The sequence below is a fragment of the Streptomyces sp. NPDC086787 genome, assembly GCF_044745865.1.
GTDB lineage: Bacteria > Actinomycetota > Actinomycetes > Streptomycetales > Streptomycetaceae > Streptomyces.
The window spans coordinates 93369-113985 of the sequence record NZ_JBIVBC010000010.1; the positions used below are offsets into that span (position 1 = coordinate 93369).

A 20617-nucleotide genomic window follows, 5' to 3' on the forward strand; every position below is an offset into this window, starting at 1 on the left:
CGGACCCACCACCCATGGCTGCCTCAACAGCAGGTTAACCCGCTCGACCCGCTCGGGCCGCTCAGTCCTCGGTCCAGCCGTGGACCTTGCCGAAGCGCAGCAGCCCACGCCGGACGGCGAGGATCTGCTCGCCGGTCAGCGACGGTGCCGAGGACAGCAGGATCTCGGTGACCTCGTGCAGGAACTCGGCGCTGGTCAGCACGTCGCACAGCGGGTCGTCGCCATCGGCGCCCCGCTCCGGGACCGGGGACGAGGACACCCGGGCCGCACCACCCCGGCGGGCCGGCGAGGCGTCGTCGGCTCCCTCGGCCAGGCGCACGTCCGACGCCTTCAGACCGCGCTCGCCCTCCTCGACCGTGAACTCGACGGCGAGCCCGGGACGCACCTGCTGTTCGGGGATGCGAAGGTCGTTCACGTGCAGGAAGACATCCTCCCCACCGTGATCGGGGGCGATGAACCCATAACCCCGAAGACCGTCGAAACGCACCACACGCCCGGCAACCACACCGTCACCCCATCCATGAGCCCGGTCCCTGTCCGGGCAACCGACCAGCAGAAGCTTACGCCCCCGGCACCGGCCGCCCGCACGGCTCGCCCGGAAGGGACGGCAGCCGAACGGTGAAGCGGGCGCCGCCCTCGGGGGCGTCCGACGCGGCGGTGACAGTGCCGCCGAGGCGGGTGGTCAGCCGGTGCGCGATGGCCAGGCCGAGGCCGCTGCCGACCGGGCGCACCCCACGGTAGCGGTCGGTCAGCGCGCCCCGTTCGAAGGCGACCTCGACATCGGACTCGGTGAGCCCGGGACCACCGTCACGCACCTGCAACCGGGCTCCGGTGCCGTCCGGTTCCAGGGCCAGCACCAGCGGCCGGCCGGCCGGGGTGACCCGCAGCGCGTTCTCGGCAAGGCCGTCCACCAGCTGACGCACCCGGAAGCCGTCGGTGGCGACCACGACCGGCCGCCCCGGGCGCTCGACCCGGAAGTCGACGCCCGCACGGGCACACCGGGCCGACCACACGGCAGCCGCCTGCCCGACCAGCGTGTCCAGGTCGATCTCGTCGACGTCCAGCCGGAAGTCGTCGGCCTCCAGCCGGGCCAGCGCGAGCAGATCGCCCACGAAGCGCTCCAGCCGTTCGATCTCGGCGCGCAGCACGCGTCCCGCCTCCGGCACCTCGTCGCCGGTGATCACCTCGTCCGCGAGGGCCTCGGCGTAGCCGCGCGCGGTGGTCAGCGGGGTACGGATCTCGTGGGACACCGACAGCAGGAACTCGCGCTGCCGGTTCTCGCTGTGGGCGAGCGCCGCGTCCAGGGCGTTCAGCGCCGTCGCCAGTTCGGCGACCTCCGTGGGTCCCCCCTCGGGCACGGTCAGTCCACGCTCACCCGCGGACAGCCGGTGCGCGGTACGGGCCGCCGAGGCGAGCGGCCGGGTCAGCCGCCGAGCCAGCAGCGCCCCGGCCAGGGCCGCCCCGCCCAGCCCCAGCGCCAGCGGCAGTGCCAGCGCGCCGCGCATACGGTCGGTGGCCGCGTCGACGTCGCTCATCGGCTGGGTCAGCACCAGACCCCCGCCGGTGCGCGTCGGGACCCCCTCCACCAGAACCTGCTGCCCGTCGAGTACCGCACCGGCCGACACGTCCCGGCCCGCGAGCAGTGTCTCGCGCAGGGCCGAGCCGACGATCGGCGCCGCCGTCCCCGACACCTCGCCGGACCGGTCGACGACGGCGAGTTCGGCACCGCTCGGCCCGGCGACCCGCTGCTGCCACTGGAGCAGCAGTCCCGCCAGCGACGGTGTCTGGGCCAGCAACTCGGCCTGGCGGGAGAGCTGGTCGCGCTCCTGGGCCTCGGCGTTGGTGCGGATGGTCCGCCAGGCGAACAGACCGGTGAGCAGGACGGCCACCGCCGCGACGGCGGCGGCCAGCAGGACGATGTTCCCGGCCAGCGAGCCGTACCGGCGTCCGGCGCTCATCGGCCCGTGTCCGCGACGCCGTAGCCGACGCCGCGGACGGTGCGGATCGGGCTCGCGCCGCCGAGCTTGGCGCGCAGCTGCGACACATAGACGTCCATCACCCGGGTGTCCCGGTAGTCGGCGTACCCCCAGACCTGGGCGAGGAGCTGTTCCCGGGTGAAGACCTGGCCGGGGTGGCGCATCAGGAAGGCCAGCAGATTGAACTCGGTGGTGGTCAGCTCCACCGGCCCGTCGTCCACGAGCAGGGTGCGGCGGCCCGGGTCGAGCGTGAGCCGCCCCAGCCTGCGCACCGGGTCCTGCTGGGGGCCCGCGGCCCGCCGCAGCAGGCTCTTCACCCGGGCGACCAGCTCCTGCGGGGAGAACGGCTTGGCGAGGTAGTCGTCCCCGCCCAGTTCGAGGCCGAGGATGCGGTCGGTCACCTCGTCCCGCGCGGTCACGAACACCACCGGCGTCCAGTCGCCCTCCTCGCGCAGCCTGCGGCACACCTCCATGCCGTCCATGCCGGGCAGCGCGATGTCCAGCACGATCGCCGCGGGGCGCATCCGGCGGGCCGCGGCCAGCGCGGCGGACCCGTCGGACTCGACGTGGACGCCGAAGCCCTCCCTGCTCAGATAACGCCGTTGCAGGTCGGCGATGTGCGGTTCGTCCTCGGCGATCAGGACGAGACCTCTGTTCTCCGGCATGCGGTCGATGCTAACCAGCGCCCCCGCGTGCGGGGGCGGGCCGGACCGATCCCGGCCGATCCTTACAGGCCCCGAACATTCGCCGAACGTTGCGCTCGTACGGCTGAGGCACGCTGTGCTCGCGACGGACGGCCGACCGGCACCCGACCGACGCGCGATCCACGAGGGGGACCGACCGTGACACCACACCACAGCCTCGCCGCGGCACCGTCCGGCCTCGCCGCGCACACCGACACCGGCGCCGACGGAACGACGCTCGCCGTGCTGGGACTCGTCACCGTCGCCGCACTTGCCCTCGCGCTCACACTGCTCCTGCTGCGCACCCGCCGCCCCCGGCCCACGCCGGCACCACCCAGTACACCCGCCCACCAGCCCCCGTCCGCCGGGGGACCGAACAGGACGGACGGAATGACCCACGCACCGAGTACCACCCACGAACCCCCCGGCCCCGCGCCCGCCCCCGAAGCCCCACCGGGGCTGCTGCACCGCGCGGGTCGCTGGTGCGCGCGACGGCCCTGGTGGGTGCTCGGGGCCTGGCTGCTGGTGATGCTCGCCGCCCTCGCCGCCCACCGCGCCTGGGGCGGCACCTACGACGACGACTTCTCGCTGCCCGGCACCTCGGTGCAGACCGGCGGCGACCTGCTCGACGCCCACGGCTCGGCCAAGATCCGGGGCAGCGCCTCCCAGATCGTGCTGCACCCCGCGAGCGGCAGGCTCAGCGCCCACCAGGACGCCGTCAAGGACGCCGTGCGCGAACTGGGCCGACTGCCCGACGTGATCTCCGTGAGCGACCCGCTCAGCACCCCGGGGGCGGTCTCCGCCGACGGCACCACCGGCATCGCCACCGTCCGCTTCACCAAGGACCCGTCCCGCTTCGACCGCTCCTACGTCGACTCCGTGGACACCGCCGTGCACGACCTGCGCGCCGACGGCGTAGAGGTCGACTACGGCGGCCAGCTCGGCAAACTGGCCCGGCCCAAGGCCGCCGACGGCCTGTCGGAGGGCATCGGCCTCGCCACCGCCGTGATCGTCCTGCTGGCCGGGTTCGGCAGCCTCGCGGCCGCCGGTCTGCCGCTGCTGACCGCCGTGGTCGGACTGCTGACCGGCATCTCCCTGCTCGGCCTGCTCGCCGCCGCCTTCACCTTCGGCACCGCCGCCCCGACGCTGGCCACGATGATGGGCCTCGGCGTCGGCATCGACTACGCCCTCTTCCTGATCACCCGCCACCGTCGTCTCCTGCGCGACCTGGACGACCCCACCGAGGCCGCGGGCCGGGCGGTGGCCACGAGCGGCCGCGCCGTGATCGTCGCCGCGGCCACCGTGACCCTCGCGCTGGGCGGCCTGTACGCCTCGGGCGTCACCTTCATCGGCACCCTCGGTGTCGCCGCCGGCCTCACCGTCGCGGTGGCCGCCGTCGCCTCCCTCACCCTCGCGCCCGCCCTCCTGGGCCTGACGGGGCGCCGTATCGACCGGTGGCGGGTGCGCACGCCCGTGGACGAGCCGGACGGCACCGCCGACACCTGGCACCGTTGGGCCGGCACGGTCGGCAGGCGCCCGTGGCTGTTCCTCGCCGTGGGCACGCTGGTCCTCGCGGTGCTCGCGATACCCACCGCGTTCCTGCGTCTGGGGCACGTCGACGCGGGCGCCAACCCGACCGACTACACCGACCGCCGCGCCTACGACCTGATCACCGACGGCTTCGGCCCCGGCACCAACGGCCAGTTCACCATCGTCACCGCCCTCGACAAGGACCGCACGGGGACCAAGACGGAGATCCAGCGGCTCTCCGCGACCCTGCACGACACGCTGGCGGCGACCGAGGGCGTGGCCAAGGTGTCCACCCCGATCGCCACCGACGACCACGCGCTGCTGGTCACCACCGTCACCCCGACCACCGGACCCCAGGACGAGGCCACCTCCGACCTGCTGCACCGGCTGGAGGACGACACCCTGACCAGGGCCCTGGCCGGATCCGGCGCCCACGGCTACGTCTCCGGCACCACGGCCGCCCAGCTCACCTTCCGGGACGTGGTCGTGGACCGCCTCCCGGTCATCATCGCCGTGGTGGTCGCGGCCGCCTTCCTGCTGCTGCTCACCGTCTTCCGGAGCCTCCTCGTCGCACTGAAGGCGGCCCTGCTCAACCTGCTCTCCATCGGCGCCGCCTACGGAGTGGTGGTCGCCGTCTTCCAATGGGGTTGGGGCGGCTCGCTGCTCGGCGTCGAGGAAGCCGTACCGGTCGAGTCGTACGTGCCGATGATGATGTTCGCCATCGTGTTCGGACTGTCCATGGACTACGAGGTCTTCCTGCTCTCCCGGATCAGGGAGTCGTGGCTGCACACCGAGGACAACCACCTCAGCGTCGCGAACGGGCTGGCCGGCACCGCCCGGGTCATCACCTGCGCCGCGCTCATCATGACCAGCGTGTTCCTGGCCTTCCTGCTCTCCACCAACGTGGTGATCAAGATGCTGGCACTCGGCCTCGGCGTGAGCGTCATCATCGACGCCACCGTGGTCAGGCTGATCCTGGTGCCCTCCACGATGTACCTGCTGGGCCGCGCCAACTGGTGGCTGCCCCGCTGGCTCGACCGGATCCTGCCCCATCTGGACCCGGAGGGTCCGAGCCCCGCCCCCGCCCCGGTGGCAGTGGCCGCGCCCCAGACGAAGGAGGCCCGATGATCGGCGCAGGACTGCTGCGACGCCGCTTCGCCGTGCGGACATCCGTCGTACTCGCCGTACTGCTGCTCGTCGGCACCGCCGCCGAGGCCGGTGCGAACGCCCTGCTGAACCACCGCGTCAGCACGGCGGTCGGCCGGGTCCTGGGCAAGGACAGCGAGGTGAGCGTGGACGGCGGACCGGCGCTCCTGCTGCTGTTCCAGCGCCACTTCGACGCCATCACGGTCAGCAGCGACGACGCCGACCTGGGCCGGTTCTCCGGCGTCGGCGTCAAGGCGCGCCTGGACGACGTACGGCTTACCGGCGACGAGTCCGGGACCGTCGACCACACCAGCGCCACGGTGCGGGTGCCCACCTCCTCCTTCGAGGGGCTGGCCGATACCAGCGGGGGACAACTGCCGGTCACCGGGGTCCAGTTGGACGACAAGGCGAACACCGTCACCTTCGCCCTCGGTCAGGGCGGCCTGGCCCAGGCCACACTGCGGCCCACGCTGCGCGACGGACGCGTGGCGATGGACCTGGAGGGTGTGAAGATCTTCGGAAACCCGGCTCCCGCCACGGTGGTGGACCGGCTGCGCGACCGCCTGTCGGCCAAGGGCGGCACCGACTACCCGCTAGGTCTGCGGGCCACCGCGGTCGACGTCACCGACTCCGCTCTCGAGGTCACCCTGGCCGGAGGAAAGAGTCGCTTCACGCCTCCCAAGGAGTGATCACCGGCCCCCGGATGCGTGAGCATGCTCCCTGCGCAAGGATCGACAGTGCAGGGGGCAGGGGGGTCAGGGGGTCCTTCGGAGCACTGTCATGGACATCAAGCAGATCCTGCGCCCACCACCGGGCGATCCGCGATCACCCGAGCAGGGCGGTGCCGGGCCGGTGACGACCGCCGCCGATTGGGGCCTGCTGCTGATCAGACTCACCTTCGGGCTCCTGATGGCCGGTCACGGCGCCCAGAAGCTGTTCGGGATCTTCGGCGGCGGTGGCCTGTCCGAGACCGCCAAGGGCTTCGCCGAACTGGGCTTCCGCCCGGGGAAGCTGTTCGCCGTGATCGGCGGTCTGTCCGAGCTCCTCGGCGGTCTCGGTCTGGCCGTCGGACTGTTCACCCCTCTCGCGGCCGCCGCCGTGATCGGCGTGATGATCAACGCGATGGCGACCGTCACGGGGGCCCACGGTCTGTGGGAGACGGACGGCGGTGTGGAGTACAGCGTCTGCATCGCCGTGGTCGCACTGGCCGTCGCCGCCATCGGCCCGGGACGGATCGCCGTCGACCGGTTCTTCCGCTGGGGCGACGGCGGCTGGACCGAGGCCGCCGTCGCCCTGGGCCTGGGAGGCATCGGCGCGGCGATCACGCTGAGCCTGTGATGCCCTGGCCCCGACCGGGCGCCGGGAGGAGCATGGGAGGAGAGCGACCGAGGAGGCCTGCCATGAAGACCGGAGCCTCGCACAGCGGAGCCTCGGACACCGGAGCCGCGTACTACGACAGGTGGCTGTACTCGCACACGCCGTCCCAGGCGGAGGGCGAGCGGGACGAGTCGGCCGAGCGGTCGGCCGTGGAACGGCATCCCGAGGTGCCGCGGACCGAACCGTCGCAGGCCGAGGGCGAGCGGCTGGACGACACCCGGCCCAGGTGATCGGCGACAATCTCCTGACCAGTCAGACGAGCCAGGAGTAGCGGCATGCCCGACCGACAGCAGCGCCCGTGTCTACGCCGACAGGACCTGATGCGTGATCTAGCCACCCTCGACCGGGCCCTGTACGAGACGGTGACGGTCACCCGCACCCCGGCCCTGGACACCGCGCTGCGACGGCTGTCCACGGCCGCCGACCACTCGAAGATCTCCTTCGCGGCCGCCGCGCTCCTCGCCCTGTTCCCGGGCCGGCCCCGCCGTGCCGCGCTGCTGGGCGTCGCCGCCGTCGGTGTGGCGTCGGCGACCGCGAACCTGGTCGGCAAGCGCCTCGTACGGCGTCCCCGTCCGCACCGGGCGGCGGACTCGCCGTTCCCGGGTCGGCATGTGCCCATGCCGCAGTCGGCGTCCTTCCCCTCGGGACACACCGCGTCGGCCGTCGCCTTCGCCGCGGCCGTCAGCCCCGCCCTGCCGGGCGCGTCCGTCCCCCTCGGACTGCTGGCCTGTGCGGTGGGCTACTCACGCGTCCACACCGGGGTGCACTACCCGGGCGACGTCGTCGCCGGCGCCGTGCTGGGCACGGGCGCGGCGGCCGTGGCGCTGGCCGCCGTCGGTCCGGTGTTGGACTGGCAGCCCTGCCGTCGGTACCGCCACTGAACAGGAGCGATGTGGTGGCTCCGGTCCGTCCCCCGGCTTGGCGGACCGGAGCCACCGGTCGGTGCCCGGCGGCCGTGCGGGGACCAGGGGAGTCCTCGGGCGGCCGCCGGTGTGCTGTGTCAGCCCTGTTCCGCCAGGGCCTCGTCGAGGATCCGGCCGGCCGTGTCGAGGGCCGTGGCCCGGTCGGCGGGGACCAGGCCGATCCGGGTCCGCCGGTCGAGCAGGTCGGCCGCGTCGAGCGCGCCCTCGTGCCGTACGGCCCAGAGCAGTTCGGCACCGGTGACGGGGTGACCGGGCAGCACGGGTTCCCGCAGCCGGGGGTCGTGCGCGGCGAGCGCCTCCACGGCCAGGGCCTCGGTGCCGTGACGCCGTACCAGCCGCCGGTCGGCGGGCAGGGCGGCGAGCCGCTGCGGGGAGGCGGCGCCGACCAGGGGGAGCGAGGCGGTGGGGGACGGGCCGGCCGCGAGGCCCCGGGCGGTGACGGCGGCGTCCACGGCGTCCTCGGCCATCCGCCGGTAGGTAGTGAGCTTGCCGCCGACCACGGTGACCACGCCGTCCGGCGAGGTGAGCACCGCGTGCCGGCGTGAGATGTCGGCGGTACGGGCCCCCTCGCCCGAGCCCTCTGGCGCGGTGTCCAGCAGGGGGCGCAGCCCGGCGAAGGCGCCCACGACGTCGTCGCGGTGGACGGGGGCGTCCAGGACGGAGCCGAGCACGTCGAGCAGGAAGCCGATGTCGGTCTCCGGCACCTCCGGAACGTCCGGGAGCGGACCGTCGACCGGTTCGTCGGTGAGGCCCACGTACACCCGGCCGTCGCCCTGCGGCAGGACCAGGACGAAGCGGTTGGTCTCGCCCGGGATCGGGATGTGCATCCCGGCGGGCAGGGAACCGAGCCGCTCGGAGCGGAGCACCAGATGAGTGCCGCGGGAGGGCCGGATGCGGATTCCGTCGACGAGTTCACCCGCCCACACCCCGGAGGCGTTGATCACCACGCGTGCCCTGATCTCCCCCTCCTCGCCGGTGAGTTCGTCGCGCACTCGGGCGCCGGAACCGGTCAGCTCCACCGCCCTGACCCGGGTGAGGATCCGGGCGCCGTGCGCGGCCGCGGTGCGGGCCACGGCGGTCACCAGCCGGGCGTCGTCGGTGAGCCGGCCGTCCCAGGACAGCAGGCCGCCGCGCAGCCCGTCGGCGCGCAGGGCGGGGGCCAGATGGCGGGTCTCCACCTTCGACAGCCGGCGCGGTCCGGGAAGGGTGGCGCGGGCCGTGCGGGCGGCGAGGCGCAGCGCGTCGCCCGCCTGGAACCCGGCCCAGGCGAGCGCGGCCTGGCCACGGGAGACCATCGGGGTCAGCGGCAGCACGAACGGCTGGGCGGTGACCAGGTGGGGTGCGGTGCGTTCCATCAGCACACCGCGCTCCACGGCGCTCTCGTGGGCCACGTCGAGCTGGGCGGAGGCCAGGTAGCGCAGGCCGCCGTGGATGAGCTTGGAGCTCCAGCGCGAGGTGCCGAAGGCCAGGTCGTGGGCGTCGATGGCGGCGACGGTGAGTCCGCGGGCCGCCGCGTCGAGGGCGGCGCCGGCTCCGGTGGCACCGAGCCCGACGACCAGGACGTCCACGGACGGCCCGCCGACCGTGGCGGCCAGTTCCCGTGAACGGCGGGCGGCGGAGAGCGAAGAGCCGGGGGCGGGGCTGCTGGTGGCGGTCATGGCGTGAGGGTCCTCTCCAGGATGTTCCGCAGCTCGGTGAGGAAGGCGGCGGGGGTCAGGTCCGGGTCGTCCTCGTCGGTCATGGTGCGCAACGACAGGGTGAAGGACTGGACGATCAGCAGGATGGAGCGGGACTGCCGCTGTGGGTGGTCGACTCGCACCGATCCGTCGGCGTGGCCCTCGCGCAGGCCGGAGGCCAGCAGCTCCAGCAGCGCTTCCTGGCTCGCCCCGCGACGGTCCAGCACATACGGCAGGAGCAGCTCGGGGTCGACGTCGAGGATCTTGCGGAAGAGCGGGTGCGCGCGGAACGCCTCCACCCCGTGCACCAGACCCTCGACGATCTGGCCGCGCGCGGGCAGATCCGGCCGGGGCTCCGGCATGGCACGGGTGGCGGCGTCCACCCACTCGCGGGTCATCAGGTCGCCTACGAGGGAGCGCACGTCGGGCCAGCGCCGGTACAGCGTCATGCGCGAGACGCCGGCGCGGCGGGCCACATCGGTCAGGGTGGTGCGGCGGACGCCGACGGCGAGCACGCAGTCGCGCACCGCGTCGAGCACCGGATCGCTGTCCCCATGGTTGTGACGAATAGGCGTCATGTGTAACAGTGTAACGCCCCTTGCGACGGCGCCCGGCAGACGGGCGGCGCGGAAACGACCGATACCGATGAGGACAACCGCCATGGACATGCTGTGGAGTGGCTGGGGCGACCCGGCCAAGGCGGCGCCGCTGCCCGAGACGGTGACCGGACTGCTGCGCGATCTGCTGGGAGTCAAGCCGCGCGACGCAGAACCCCTCCAGCTGGAGGAGATCCCCGTCCCCGCGACCCCGCTGGACGAGGCGGTGCTCCAGGACCTGTCCGCCGCCGTGGGCGGTGACGAACACGTCCGCACGGACGCGGAGACCCGCGTCCGCCACACCCGCGGCAAGTCCACCCCCGACCTGCTGAAGATCCGCACCGGAGACGTCGCGGACACCCCGGCGGCCGTCGTACTGCCCGCCGACCACGACCAGGTCCTCGCCCTGCTGCTGACCTGCGCCCGCCACGGCCTGACCGCCGTTCCGTTCGGCGGCGGCACCTCCGTCGTCGGCGGCCTGGCCCCGGCCCGGCGCGGCCCGCTCGTCGCCATCGACCTGCGTCGCCTGAACCGCCTGGTAGACGTCGACCCCGTCTCCCGCACCGCCACCCTCCAGGCCGGACTGCGCGCCCCCGAGGCCGAACGGCTCCTCGCCGAACACGGCTTCACCCTCGGCCACTTCCCGCAGTCCTTCGAGTGGGCCACCATCGGCGGATTCGCCGCCGCCCGCTCCAGCGGACAGGCCTCCGCCGGATACGGCCGCTTCGACGACATGGTGCTGGGACTCACCCTCGCCACCCCCGAGGGCACCATCGACGTCGGCCGCGCCCCGCGCTCCGCCGCCGGACCGGACCTGCGCCAGCTGATCCTCGGTTCCGAGGGCGCCTTCGGCGTCATCACCTCGGTCACCGTGCGGGTGCGTCCCCAGCCCGCCACTCGCGTCTACGAGGGCTGGCGCTTCGCCTCCTTCGAGGAGGGCGCCGCCGCACTGCGCCGGCTCGCCCAGGACGGACCGCGGCCCACCGTGCTGCGCCTGTCCGACGAGACCGAGACCCTGATCGGCCTCGCCCAGCCCGACGCGATCGGCTCCGACGGCGCACAGAACGCCGGATGCCAGGCCATCGTCGGCTTCGAGGGCACCGAGGAGGACACCGCCCGGCAGCGGGAGCTCGCCTCCGCCGTCCTGCGCGAGTGCGGCGGCACCCACGCCGGCACCGAGCCGGGCGAACGCTGGGCCCACGGCCGCTACTCGGCGCCGTACCTGCGCGACGCCCTGCTGGACGCCGGAGCCTTCGCCGAGACGCTGGAGACCGCCGCCTTCTGGTCGCGCATCCCCGAGCTGTACGACCAGGTGCGCACCGCGCTGACCACCACCCTCACCGAGGCCGGTACGCCGCCCCTGGTCATGTGCCACATCTCGCACGTCTACGAGAACGGTGCCTCGCTGTACTTCACGGTGGTCAGCGCCCAGGGCGACGACCCGGTCGCGCACTGGGCCCCGGCCAAGGAGGCGGCCAACGAGGCGATCCTCGCCGCCGGCGGCACCATCAGCCACCACCACGGCGTGGGCACCGACCACCGCGACTGGTACGTCCGCGAGGTCGGCACCCTCGGCGTCGAGGCCCTGCGGGCCGTCAAGCGCAGGCTCGACCCGGACCAGGTGCTCAACCCGGGCGTCCTGCTTCCCACCGACTGACCCGGACAGCTACCGTCCGCTCCACCACCGTTCCAGCTCGGCTCCCGCATCACCGTTTCCGGAGGCTCACCCATGCGACAGTTCACCGCCGTCGTCAACCCCACCGCGGGTGGATCAAGCGCGGCGGCCACGCTGCTCCAGGTGGCCCGAGTGCTCCGGGAAGCGGGGGCCGACCTGCGGACGGAGTACAGCCGCAGCCTGGCGCACGCGCAGGACATCGCACGTGACTCGGGGGAGCAGGGGCGGGTGGTGCTCGCCGTCGGCGGCGACGGCATCGCAGGCGGCATCGGCGGGGCGCTCAGCGGCACCGACGCCGTCTTCGGCCTCGTACCGGCCGGACGGGGCAACGATTTCGCCAGGGCACTCGGCCTGCCCGACGAACCCGAGGCCCTGGCCAAGATCCTGCTCGACGCGGAGCCGCGCCGGGTCGACACCATCGAGATGCGGTCGGCCGTCCACGACGGGACCGTCGTCCTCGGCAGCGTGTACGCGGGCGTGGACGCGCTCGCCAACCGGCACGCCAACCAGTCCAAGCTGCTGCGCGGCGCCGCCTCCTACTACGCGGGCGGCCTGCGCGCCGTGACCACCTGGCGCGCGGCCGACTTCCGGGTCACCGTCGACGGTCAGGAACACGCGCACCGCGGCTACACCGTCGTGGCCGCCAACTCCGCCTACTACGGCTCCGGCCGGATGATCGCCCCCGGGGCCCAGGTGGACGACGGGATGCTGGAGGTCGTGATGATCCGCGAGGCTCCCCGGCACCTGTTCTTCACCCTGATGAACGAACTCTCCACGGGCGCGCACGTGGCCCGCCCCGAGGTGACCGTGCTGCGGGGCCGGGAGATCCGCATCGAGGCCGACCGCGCGGTCCCCTACGGCGCCGACGGCGAGGTGGAGGCCGACCTCCCCGTGACGGCCCGGGTGCTGCCCGGCGCGCTCAAGGTCCTCTACTGACCGCTGAGCTGACCTGAGGACCGCTGCCTGACGCCTCGACGGCGCCGGTCAGCGGTCCTCCGGCGGAACGGCGCACGCGCGGGCGATCAGCAGCGCGACGTCGTCGGGGGCACCGGGGTGCCGCAGCCCGTGCAGCAGCCGGTCGCAGGTCTCTTCCAGCGTCGCGTCAACGTTGTCCAGCAGGTCCAGAAGGACGTCGAGACGCTCGTCGATGGGGTCCCCGCGGCTCTCCACCAGCCCGTCCGTGTACAGCACCAGGTGATCTCCCGGAGCGAGCCGGAAGGCGGTGTTCTCGAAGGGGACACCGCCGACGCCCAGCGGAGTGCCGGTCGGCAGGTCGAGCAGCCGGGGGCGGCCGTCGCGGGGCACCAGCACCGGCGGCAGATGGCCCGCGCCCGCCATACGGCACCTGCCGCTGTGTGGGTCGTAGGCCACGTAGAGACACGTGGCGATGTACTGCTCCAGCCGTGCCGTGATCGCGTCGAGGTGCTGGAGGACCTGGGCCGGCTCCAGGTCCAGATCGGCGTAGGCGGCGGTGGCGGTGCGCAGTCGGCCCATGGTGGCGGCGGCGTCGATGCCGCTGCCCATCACGTCCCCCACCACCAGCGCCGTCCGGTCCCGCTCCATGGGCAGCACGTCGTACCAGTCGCCGCCGACCTCGTACGCGGCCTGCGCCGGCCGGTAGCGGGCGGCCAGTTCAAGGCCGGGCAGCTGCGGCGGCAGCTCGGGGAGCAGGCTGCGCTGGAGCGTCACCGCCGCGTTGCGCACACTCTGGTGCGTGCGCGCGTTGTCGATGCACACGGCCGCACGCGACGCCAGCTCGGCGGCGACCGCGAGATCGTCCTCGCCGAACGGGCGCGGGTCGCGGGCCCTGGTGAGACCGAGGAAGCCGAGGGTGTCACCACGCGCGATGAGCGGCACGGCGAGATACGAGTGCACTCCGGCGCGCGCCAGCATGGCGGCCGCCCGGTCGTCACGGGCCATGCGCGCCAGATCGTCGGGGTCGGCATGACTGACCAGGATCGGGAGGCCGCTGCGCACACACTGGGTGGCCAGCCGGTCGGCACCGTACGTGGCGAGCTCACCCGGCGGGTCCGCGGCCCGCGCCGCGTCGCTCGGATACGCCGCCTTCACCGCCAGGGCGCGGAAGAACGCCGGACCCGCGCGCGTCCTGGGCCGGTGCTCGTTCAGCGCCGAGTCCAGTACGTCCACGGAGACCACGTCGGCGAAGTCGGGCACCGTGACATCGGCCAGCTCCCACGCCGTGCGCTCCACCTCCAGCGTGGAGCCGATCCGCGCGGAACCGTCCGCGATGAGCGCGAGCCTCCGCCGTGTCTCACCGGCCTCGATCCCCGACTCGTACCGCTGCGTCACATCGATGACCAGTTCCGCCACCCCCAGCACATGCCCCTGGGTGTCCTCCAACCGGTACACCGAGATCGTCCAGGCGTGTCTGTGCCCGGGGTCGGCCGGGGTGCGGCCGACGATGGTGGACCCCTCGACCAGCGGTTCCCCGGTCTCCAGGACACGGTGCATCGCGATCTCGGCCTGCTCGAAGGACGTGGGCCACATGATCTCCCGGTAGTGGCGGCCGAGATGGTCCTTCGCGGGAATGCCGTGCATCCGCTCCAGAGCCGGGTTGACGGTCACGTACCGCAGATCGGTGTCGAGGATCGCCACCCCGATCGGGGACTGCGAGATCAGCCGCGTGGACAGGGCGACGTCCCGTTCCAGCTCCCGCAGCTTGGGGGAGTCGGTGCCGAGGCCCAGCGCGTAGAACTCGCCGCGGTCGTTCATCAGCCGCATGTTGCGCAGTTCGACCAGTCGTGTGCTGCCGTCGGCACACCGGATCGGGAACGTGCCGGCCCAACTCTGCCCGGTCTCCATGACCTGGGCGAAGGTCTTGATCACCCAGTCCCAGTTCTCCTCCTTGACAAGCACCGTAGCCGCGAATTCCCCGAGCGCCTGCTCCGCCGTGTAGCCGTAGAGCTCCTCGGCCTGCGGGCTCCACAGCACGATCTTGCCCTCGGAGTCCAGCAGCACCGCGGCCACACCGAGGACGTCCATCAGCCCGCTCGGCTTCGATCTCCCCTCCCGCGACGGTTCCGGCCGCGGCTCTGCGCCGCGCGCGTCGTCGCCGGCCGCCGGCCCGAGAGCCTCGGGAGGCTGCTCGGCTGCGCTCATCGCTGGCCCTCCTTCCAGCGGCTGCTGCCGCCCGACCGGCCGCGTCCGGGGCACGCTCCGGCCCAGGCCGCACGTGCCTGTCGCTTACATGGTCCCCCGGTACCGGGGGACCGGGCACCCCGACAGGCGCGACGGCGCGGCGACACGCCCGCGTACGGCGGGCCGGGGCCCTTGGCAGACGGGTCCCCGGGGCGCCCGGGAGCAATCCGGTTCCGGCCATCCCGCGGTGCCGCCTACGCCTGGCGGCGTCCGGCCGGACCCCGTCGTGCGCCATGCTGGGAACAGCCGACGGCCGGACGAGGAGATACGTGTGGAATGGCGTGAGTTTGCCGAGCGCATGGCGCTGCTGGCCCGCGATCTGCTGGCGCAGGAGACACTGGAGGCGACGCTCGACCGGATCGCCGGCGCCGCGGTGGACCTGGTCGAGGGGTGCGATGCGGCGGGCGTCCTCACCCTGAGCAAGGGCCGGGTCACCACCCTGTCGGCGTGCGGCGACCAGGTGGCGGAGTCCGACCGGATCCAGGGGGAACTGGGCGAGGGTCCCTGCTTCGACGCCGCCCGCCACACCGACGAGGGCCGGGTCTACCGCATCACCGACCTCACCCGGCCCCAGCCCCGCTGGCCGCGCTTCGCGCCCGCGGCCCACGACCTCGGGTTCGGCAGCATGATGGGCTTCCTGCTCTACACCCACGACGACGACTTCGGCGCCCTGAACCTGTACTCGTACAAGCCGGGCGCCTTCACCCCGGCGAGCGAGACCGCCGGCTGGCTGTTCGCCTCACATGCCGCCGTGGCCCTGGCGGCCGCCCGAACCCAGGAACAGCTGGAGCACGCGATGGACACCCGGCACGCCATCGGCGAGGCCATGGGCATCCTCATGGAACGGCACCGGCTCACCGAGGGGGACGCCTTCGCCGTGCTGCGCCGCATCTCGCAGAACCACAACATCAAACTGCGCGACGTCGCCCAGCACATCCGGCGTCCGCCCGAAAACGAGAAGTGACCCCGGCCCGGGTCGGGCCGGGCAGGTGACCCGGGTCAGGCGAGGCAGGTGAGGGGACGGCCGCCGTTGAAGGTGACCATGTCCTTGAGCGCGGCGCCGACGTCGATGGGCCGGCCGAGCGGGCCGTCCTCCAGCTCCGCGTACGCCCGGTGCAGGTTCCCGACGATCCGTTCACTGTCCAGCAGACCGGCGTACGCCCCCAGGTCGGTTTCGCGGGCCGCCTCGAGGGGGGTCAGCCCGGCGTCGCGGGCGGCCCGCGCGGTCGCCCGTACGAACCGCAGATAGCCGAGCACCTCGTCGACGACCTCGGGACCCGCCACGGGTCCGTGTCCGGGGACGATGGTCGTCGCCCCGAGCGGCTTCACCACCTCCTCGAGGACCTGGATCGCACCGGCCACGGAACCCTGGAGCAGGAACGGGGTGCCGCCGTTGAACAGCAGATCGCCGCTGAACAGGACCTTCCGCTCGGGCAACCAGACGATCGAGTCGTTCGTCGTGTGCGCGGCCACGCCCACATGCCGTACGTCGGCGCGCAGTTCGTCGGACCACACGGTCACCGAGTCGGTGTAGGTGAGGAAGGGCGGCTCCGGGACGATGTCACCCCACTCCACGTCGGTCCAGAACCCCGCCGTCGCCTCCGGGCCGCCGAAGGCGAGGACGCCCGCGCGGGTGGCCTCGTGCCCGACGATCGTGGCCCCACCGAAGAGCTGGTTGCCGAAGGTGTGGTCGCCGTGGTGATGAGTGTTGATCAGCGTCCGCACCGGCTGCGGCGTGACTGCGGCGATGGCGTCCAGATAGGCACGGGTGCGGCGGACCGTCGAGCAGGAGTCCACGCTGATCACCCCGCGCTCGCCCACGACGAATCCGGTGTTGTTGATCCACCAGGTGCCGTCGGGCTGGATGTACGCGAACACCCCGTCACTTACCTCCTCCACACGCGACGGGGGCAGTTGGGCGACGTCATGGTGAACCGTGCTCACGGAGGGCTCCCGGCGTAGACGGTGGCGACGGTGGAGACGGCGTGATCATCGCACCGAAGAGCCGGAGCCCGGTAGTCCGCGCTCCTCCACGGCGACGAGCGCGGCACCGGCCGCCGGCCGGCCGCCGGTGTGCCGGAGCAGGTCCTCGCGCAGGCCCCCCACCATGTCCTCCAGGGACTCCGCACCACGGGCCCGGGCCCGGGCGGCGAGATCGTGGTAGCGGCCGTCGCGCTCGCGTGCCTGGGTGAACCCGTCGGTGTACAGCAGCAGTCGGTCGCCGGGACGGAAGTCGACGGTCTGGGTGACGGGGGCCGCTCCCACGAGGTGTGCCAGCCCCAGCGGTGGACCGGGCGGAGCCGGCGCGTGCACGGTCACCGTCCTGCCGTGCACGGTCAAAGGCGCCGACTGCCCACGGTGGATCAGTCTGAGCTCGGGCTCGTCGTAGGGGAGTTCCGCGAGTACGGCCGTCGCGCAGCGCTCGCCCGGCGTGGCGTCGTACGGCGGCTCGCCGCGCGGAGACCCGAACCGCCCGGTGGCGCAGGCCTCCAGCCGGGCGCACACCCCGGCCAGCGTCCGCTCCTCGTGCGCGGCCGCACGGAAGGTCCGCAGCAGCGTGGTCGAGGTCACCACGGCGAACGGTCCACCCGCCCGGACGTTCCCCACCAGCAGCCTGACGCCGTAGGGGGTGTGCAGGGCCTCGTGGAAGTCGCCGCCCACGACGGGCCCGGACCGTGCCGGAACCTGAGTGGCGCACAGCCGCACCGACCCCAGGCGGCCGGGCAGCGGGCGGAGCACGGATTCCCGTACGGCCTCGGCAGCCGCCCGGGTCCGGCGCAGCCGCCGGGCATGCCGGCAGTACGCCGCGCAGGCCAGCAGCGCGGCCGAAGAAGCCGCCAGCAGCGTCAGGAGCGTCGCGTCGGCTCCGTTCATCACCGCCGCCCCACTTCCACCGCGCCGCCCGCGCCCGGCGCGGGCTCGGCCGTGGGTGCGCCGCGGCCGTCGTCCAGCGACGCGAGCATGTCCTCCAACTGGCGTGCCAGGCCATGGTCCTTGGTCGAACCGGCCGCCGTGTGCAGCCGCCGACCCGCCCATCGCGCGGCCGGCAGAATGGGGTGCGGGCGACCGCCCGCACAGGAGCGGACGCACAGGGCCGTTCCGACGAGCAGCCGGGCCCCGCCCGGCCGGAACGCCGGGGTGACCGGATCACCGCGCCGCTGTGCCGCGTCCCGCCGCGGTGCCGGGCTCGGGCCGCGCTCGTCGCGTTCGTCGTCCAGCAGCCGGCCGATCTCGCGGGCCCGGTCGGCCACGCGGGCCAGCGCGTCGAGCACGTCGTCGTCGAGGTGCCGTACGGATCCGCGGGCCGCCGACCGCAGGTTCCAGCGACGGCTCTCCCGCGCGGCGGTCAGTTCGTCGTCGGCCCGTCGCACGGCGCGGTCCAGGCCCGCGGCCCAGTCCGGCCCCAGGAGTTCCTGCGGCAGACGCCGGTCCCGCAGCGCCAGCGCGAGGAGTTCGAGCACACGTGCCAGCTGGTCGCGCAGCTCACCCAGCGCCCGCTCGGCGGGCCGCAGATGCAACGGCGGGAACACGACGGCGTTGAGCATGGCGCCGATCGCCACGCCCACGGCGGTCTCCAGGACATGTGGCGCCAGATCGTCCCACAGCTGGCTGCGCGCCATGGCGAAGGCGAACAGCGCGGTGATCGGAACATGCACCCCGTGGTGACCGAGCCGGTCGTGCTGGGCCGCGACGACGGACGCGAAGACGACCAGGCACAGTGCCGGGAGCGTGGGGTGGACGAAGACGGCGACGGGGACCGCGATCAGGACGCCGAGCGCGCAGCCGACCGAGTACTGGGCCGCCGCCACCAGCGACCGGAACGCCGAGGCCTCGGTGACCAGGAGGGCGGCGAGAGCGGCGGGATACGGCGCGTCGCTGCCGAATGCCGTGGTGCACACCGCCCAGGCCAGTCCGGCCGCGGCGGCGGCCCGGACCGGCGTCTGCCTGCGGCGGGTGGGGTAACGGGCGAGTCGGGCATGATCAAGGACGTTCCGGAGATGAGGTGCAGTGGACATCCCGGTGGTTATTGCCCTCAATGCCGCGAAGAAACATAGATATCCGATTTACTGAAATATTTGCCCATCTGGAACCGGGGGGGTCGGGGGTGCCGGCGGCAGCGGAACGGTCGGGGGCGCCGGAGGGGCCGGAGGTGTCGGAGGAAGCGGTGCTTCCTCGGCCGGCGCCTCGACCGCCTCGGTCGGCGCCTCGAACGCCACGGTGGGGGCGTCGGGCGCGCCGGGTGCGGCCGGTGTGGCGGGCACGGGCACCTCGTCGTGCGGTGCCGCCGACCGGACCTGCACCCGCAGCGCCTCGTGCGAGCCGGACTCGGCCCCGGCGCGCAGCCGGGCCTCCACCTCGCCGGCGGCGTGTACGACGACCAGGGCGGCGGGCTGTCCCTCGTCCCCCGGGTCCGGCTTCATGAGGGGGATGTCGATCCGGTCCTCGGCATCGGGGTCGTAGGACACCGACACCTCGATCCCGGCACCCGCCACCTGAAGGGTCACGGCCGGGTCCGCGAACGCCCGCCGTGCGGTCAGGGCCCGCAGCAGCGGCTGAGCCGGTGCGAGCACCGCGCGGACCTGCTCGGCGCCCGGATGGCCGAGGTCCAGGAGACAGCTCTCCAGGAAGCCGGTGAGTTCCCGGCACACCTGGTCGGTGGAGCGCAACGGCCCCTGCACCAGGACACGTTCGAATATCACAGTCGCTTCCCGCCGTTCTGGTAGGCCTCTACGTAGTTGCCGCCGCTGCGCAGCAGGTCGTCCTCGACCTCGAAGATCTGGTCCAGCGCCGCGCCGAGCAGGCCGAGACCGAGCGACGGCGAGGCGTCCGCGAGTGCCCCGGCCAGCACGACCGCGTGCCGCAGGGCCCGGCCCGACAGCCCCTCCGTGCGTGCCACGAGCGCGTGCCACCCGGGGTCGTCGCCCCGGTGTGCCGCGGCCAGCGCCTCGTGGACGTCGTAGACGTCGGCGAGCGCTTCGAGGGCGTCCCGCAGGATGAGGGACCGTGCCGTCGCGTCGGGCAGCGGGATCTTCACGGCGAAGTCCACCCGCTCGCGCACCGCGCGGTCGAGCGAACGCGGAGTGTTCGTGGTCAGCACGAAGACCACCCCGGGGCATTCCTCCACGCACCGGTCCATGGACTCCATGAAGGCGTTGACCTGGAACAGGGCGTCCACCGGATTGGACTCGAGGCTGATCGCCGAGCGGTCCGTGCCGAGCGTCTCGATCTCGTCGAGCAGCACGAACACCGGATGGTCCGACCGGGCCGCCTCCCGGATCCGGGCGAACGCCTCCAGTACGCGCTGCTGGCCGCCACCCCGTACCCCGCTGAACAACGCGTGCGTGTTGACGTGCAGGAAGAGCACGGGCCCGGTCCGGCCGGCGGTGTCGGCGAAGGCCGCCGGCAGGCCGCGGGCCAGGCTCGTCTTCCCGCATCCCGGCGGCCCGTAGAGCAGCACGCTGCGGCGCAGCCCCAGCGCCTGGGCGGGCACCTTCGCCATCCGGGCGATGGTGCGGGTGTACGACAGCAGGAGCGCCCTCAGCTCGTCCGGCACGATCACGGTGTCCCAGGACGCGCGCAGCCGCTCGGCTTCGTCCGGCAGCCAGGACGCGGTGAGCAGATCGGTGTCGGCCCGGGTCACGCGACCTCCCCCAGATCCGCTTCCTCACCGTCCGTGCTCAGGGCGTTGAGCAGTCCGTCGACCACCTTCTGCGCCAGATGGGGCGCGTCGGCGAGTTCCGCGTGCGCGGTCCGCAACTCCTTCTCCACCCGCGCGCACAGCTCCGCCAGGTCGTCCGTCTCCCCGACGCTCAGCTCGTGGCGCCGGCCGTGCAGCAGATAGGTCACCTGCATCGCGAATCCCCTCCCTCTCGAGT

General features: G+C 73.3%; 20 protein-coding genes. 8 read left to right on the forward strand and 12 right to left on the reverse strand.

From position 1 onward, the window contains the following. Positions 1-61 precede the first annotated feature (61 nt). From ACIPK3_RS23185 to ACIPK3_RS23195, 3 genes are read right to left on the reverse strand one after another with little or no spacing between them, the layout of a single operon-like run. Positions 62-505, reverse strand: a complete 444-nt coding sequence (locus tag ACIPK3_RS23185; RefSeq protein WP_402572434.1) for a cold-shock protein — start codon at positions 503-505, stop codon at positions 62-64. Between the two features lie 55 nt (positions 506-560). Next, on the reverse strand, positions 561-1958 hold the full coding sequence (locus ACIPK3_RS23190) for a sensor histidine kinase (protein WP_402572436.1): 1398 nt from the start codon (positions 1956-1958) through the stop codon (positions 561-563). Beyond that, on the reverse strand, positions 1955-2641 hold the full coding sequence (locus ACIPK3_RS23195; RefSeq protein WP_402572437.1) for a response regulator transcription factor: 687 nt from the start codon (positions 2639-2641) through the stop codon (positions 1955-1957). Before ACIPK3_RS23195 ends, ACIPK3_RS23190 begins: the two co-directional genes overlap by 4 nt. A gap of 177 nt (positions 2642-2818) precedes the next feature. Between ACIPK3_RS23195 and ACIPK3_RS23200 the strand changes: the two genes are divergently transcribed. The 5 genes from ACIPK3_RS23200 to ACIPK3_RS23220 all read left to right on the forward strand — a co-directional run bounded on the left by ACIPK3_RS23200 (position 2819) and on the right by ACIPK3_RS23220 (position 7593). Then, the gene (locus ACIPK3_RS23200; protein WP_402572439.1) at positions 2819-5317 is read left to right on the forward strand and encodes an MMPL family transporter; all 2499 of its coding nucleotides are present in this window, start codon (positions 2819-2821) and stop codon (positions 5315-5317) included. Beyond that, the gene (locus tag ACIPK3_RS23205; protein ID WP_402572441.1) at positions 5314-6024 is read left to right on the forward strand and encodes a DUF2993 domain-containing protein; all 711 of its coding nucleotides are present in this window, start codon (positions 5314-5316) and stop codon (positions 6022-6024) included. Before ACIPK3_RS23200 ends, ACIPK3_RS23205 begins: the two co-directional genes overlap by 4 nt. Positions 6025-6115: 91 nt before the next feature. Further along, positions 6116-6673 (forward strand): DoxX family protein, encoded by a 558-nt coding sequence (locus tag ACIPK3_RS23210; RefSeq protein WP_402572443.1) that lies wholly within the window; start codon positions 6116-6118, stop codon positions 6671-6673. Positions 6674-6735: 62 nt separating this feature from the next. Beyond that, on the forward strand, positions 6736-6942 hold the full coding sequence (locus tag ACIPK3_RS23215) for a hypothetical protein (RefSeq protein ID WP_402572444.1): 207 nt from the start codon (positions 6736-6738) through the stop codon (positions 6940-6942). A gap of 45 nt (positions 6943-6987) precedes the next feature. Continuing rightward, positions 6988-7593: a phosphatase PAP2 family protein gene (locus tag ACIPK3_RS23220; RefSeq protein WP_402572445.1), complete on the forward strand. Its 606-nt coding sequence runs from the start codon at positions 6988-6990 to the stop codon at positions 7591-7593. Between the two features lie 119 nt (positions 7594-7712). On the opposite strand, the gene ACIPK3_RS23225 is transcribed toward ACIPK3_RS23220, so the two are convergent. Together ACIPK3_RS23225 and ACIPK3_RS23230 are read right to left on the reverse strand one after the other, a co-directional pair. Further along, entirely contained in the window at positions 7713-9293 is a 1581-nt protein-coding gene (locus tag ACIPK3_RS23225; RefSeq protein WP_402572447.1) for a glycerol-3-phosphate dehydrogenase/oxidase, read from the reverse strand. Beyond that, on the reverse strand, positions 9290-9889 hold the full coding sequence (locus tag ACIPK3_RS23230; RefSeq protein ID WP_402572448.1) for a TetR/AcrR family transcriptional regulator: 600 nt from the start codon (positions 9887-9889) through the stop codon (positions 9290-9292). Before ACIPK3_RS23230 ends, ACIPK3_RS23225 begins: the two co-directional genes overlap by 4 nt. Before the next feature lie 82 nt (positions 9890-9971). On the opposite strand from ACIPK3_RS23230, the gene ACIPK3_RS23235 reads away from it, so the two are divergent. Both ACIPK3_RS23235 and ACIPK3_RS23240 read left to right on the forward strand, forming a co-directional pair. Then, positions 9972-11564: an FAD-binding oxidoreductase gene (locus ACIPK3_RS23235; protein WP_402572449.1), complete on the forward strand. Its 1593-nt coding sequence runs from the start codon at positions 9972-9974 to the stop codon at positions 11562-11564. 72 nt (positions 11565-11636) lie between these two features. Further along, positions 11637-12518, forward strand: a complete 882-nt coding sequence (locus tag ACIPK3_RS23240) for a YegS/Rv2252/BmrU family lipid kinase (protein WP_402572450.1) — start codon at positions 11637-11639, stop codon at positions 12516-12518. Positions 12519-12566: 48 nt separating this feature from the next. Here ACIPK3_RS23240 and ACIPK3_RS23245 read toward each other — a convergent pair whose 3' ends face one another. Continuing rightward, on the reverse strand, positions 12567-14702 hold the full coding sequence (locus tag ACIPK3_RS23245) for a SpoIIE family protein phosphatase (protein WP_402572452.1): 2136 nt from the start codon (positions 14700-14702) through the stop codon (positions 12567-12569). A gap of 310 nt (positions 14703-15012) precedes the next feature. Between ACIPK3_RS23245 and ACIPK3_RS23250 the strand changes: the two genes are divergently transcribed. Beyond that, entirely contained in the window at positions 15013-15705 is a 693-nt protein-coding gene (locus tag ACIPK3_RS23250) for a GAF and ANTAR domain-containing protein (RefSeq protein WP_402572453.1), read from the forward strand. 35 nt (positions 15706-15740) lie between these two features. Here the strand turns inward: ACIPK3_RS23250 and ACIPK3_RS23255 are convergent, their stop codons facing one another. Genes ACIPK3_RS23255 through ACIPK3_RS23280 form a run of 6 tightly spaced genes read right to left on the reverse strand, consistent with a single transcriptional unit; the run spans position 15741 to position 20594 of the window. After that, positions 15741-16685, reverse strand: coding sequence for an MBL fold metallo-hydrolase (locus ACIPK3_RS23255; protein WP_402572455.1), 945 nt, complete (start codon positions 16683-16685; stop codon positions 15741-15743). Positions 16686-16730: 45 nt separating this feature from the next. Beyond that, positions 16731-17615: a PP2C family protein-serine/threonine phosphatase gene (locus ACIPK3_RS23260; RefSeq protein ID WP_402572457.1), complete on the reverse strand. Its 885-nt coding sequence runs from the start codon at positions 17613-17615 to the stop codon at positions 16731-16733. Further along, a complete protein-coding gene (locus ACIPK3_RS23265; RefSeq protein WP_402572458.1) occupies positions 17615-18757 on the reverse strand; it encodes an aromatic acid exporter family protein in 1143 nt (380 codons plus the stop codon). The genes ACIPK3_RS23260 and ACIPK3_RS23265 overlap by 1 nt, the downstream gene beginning before the upstream one ends. Before the next feature lie 48 nt (positions 18758-18805). Next, complete coding sequence (locus ACIPK3_RS23270; protein WP_402572460.1) at positions 18806-19441, reverse strand: hypothetical protein; 636 nt, start codon at positions 19439-19441, stop codon at positions 18806-18808. Further along, positions 19438-20382: an AAA family ATPase gene (locus tag ACIPK3_RS23275; protein WP_402572462.1), complete on the reverse strand. Its 945-nt coding sequence runs from the start codon at positions 20380-20382 to the stop codon at positions 19438-19440. The genes ACIPK3_RS23270 and ACIPK3_RS23275 overlap by 4 nt, the downstream gene beginning before the upstream one ends. After that, positions 20379-20594, reverse strand: coding sequence for a hypothetical protein (locus ACIPK3_RS23280; RefSeq protein ID WP_402572464.1), 216 nt, complete (start codon positions 20592-20594; stop codon positions 20379-20381). The genes ACIPK3_RS23275 and ACIPK3_RS23280 overlap by 4 nt, the downstream gene beginning before the upstream one ends. Positions 20595-20617: the final 23 nt, after the last annotated feature.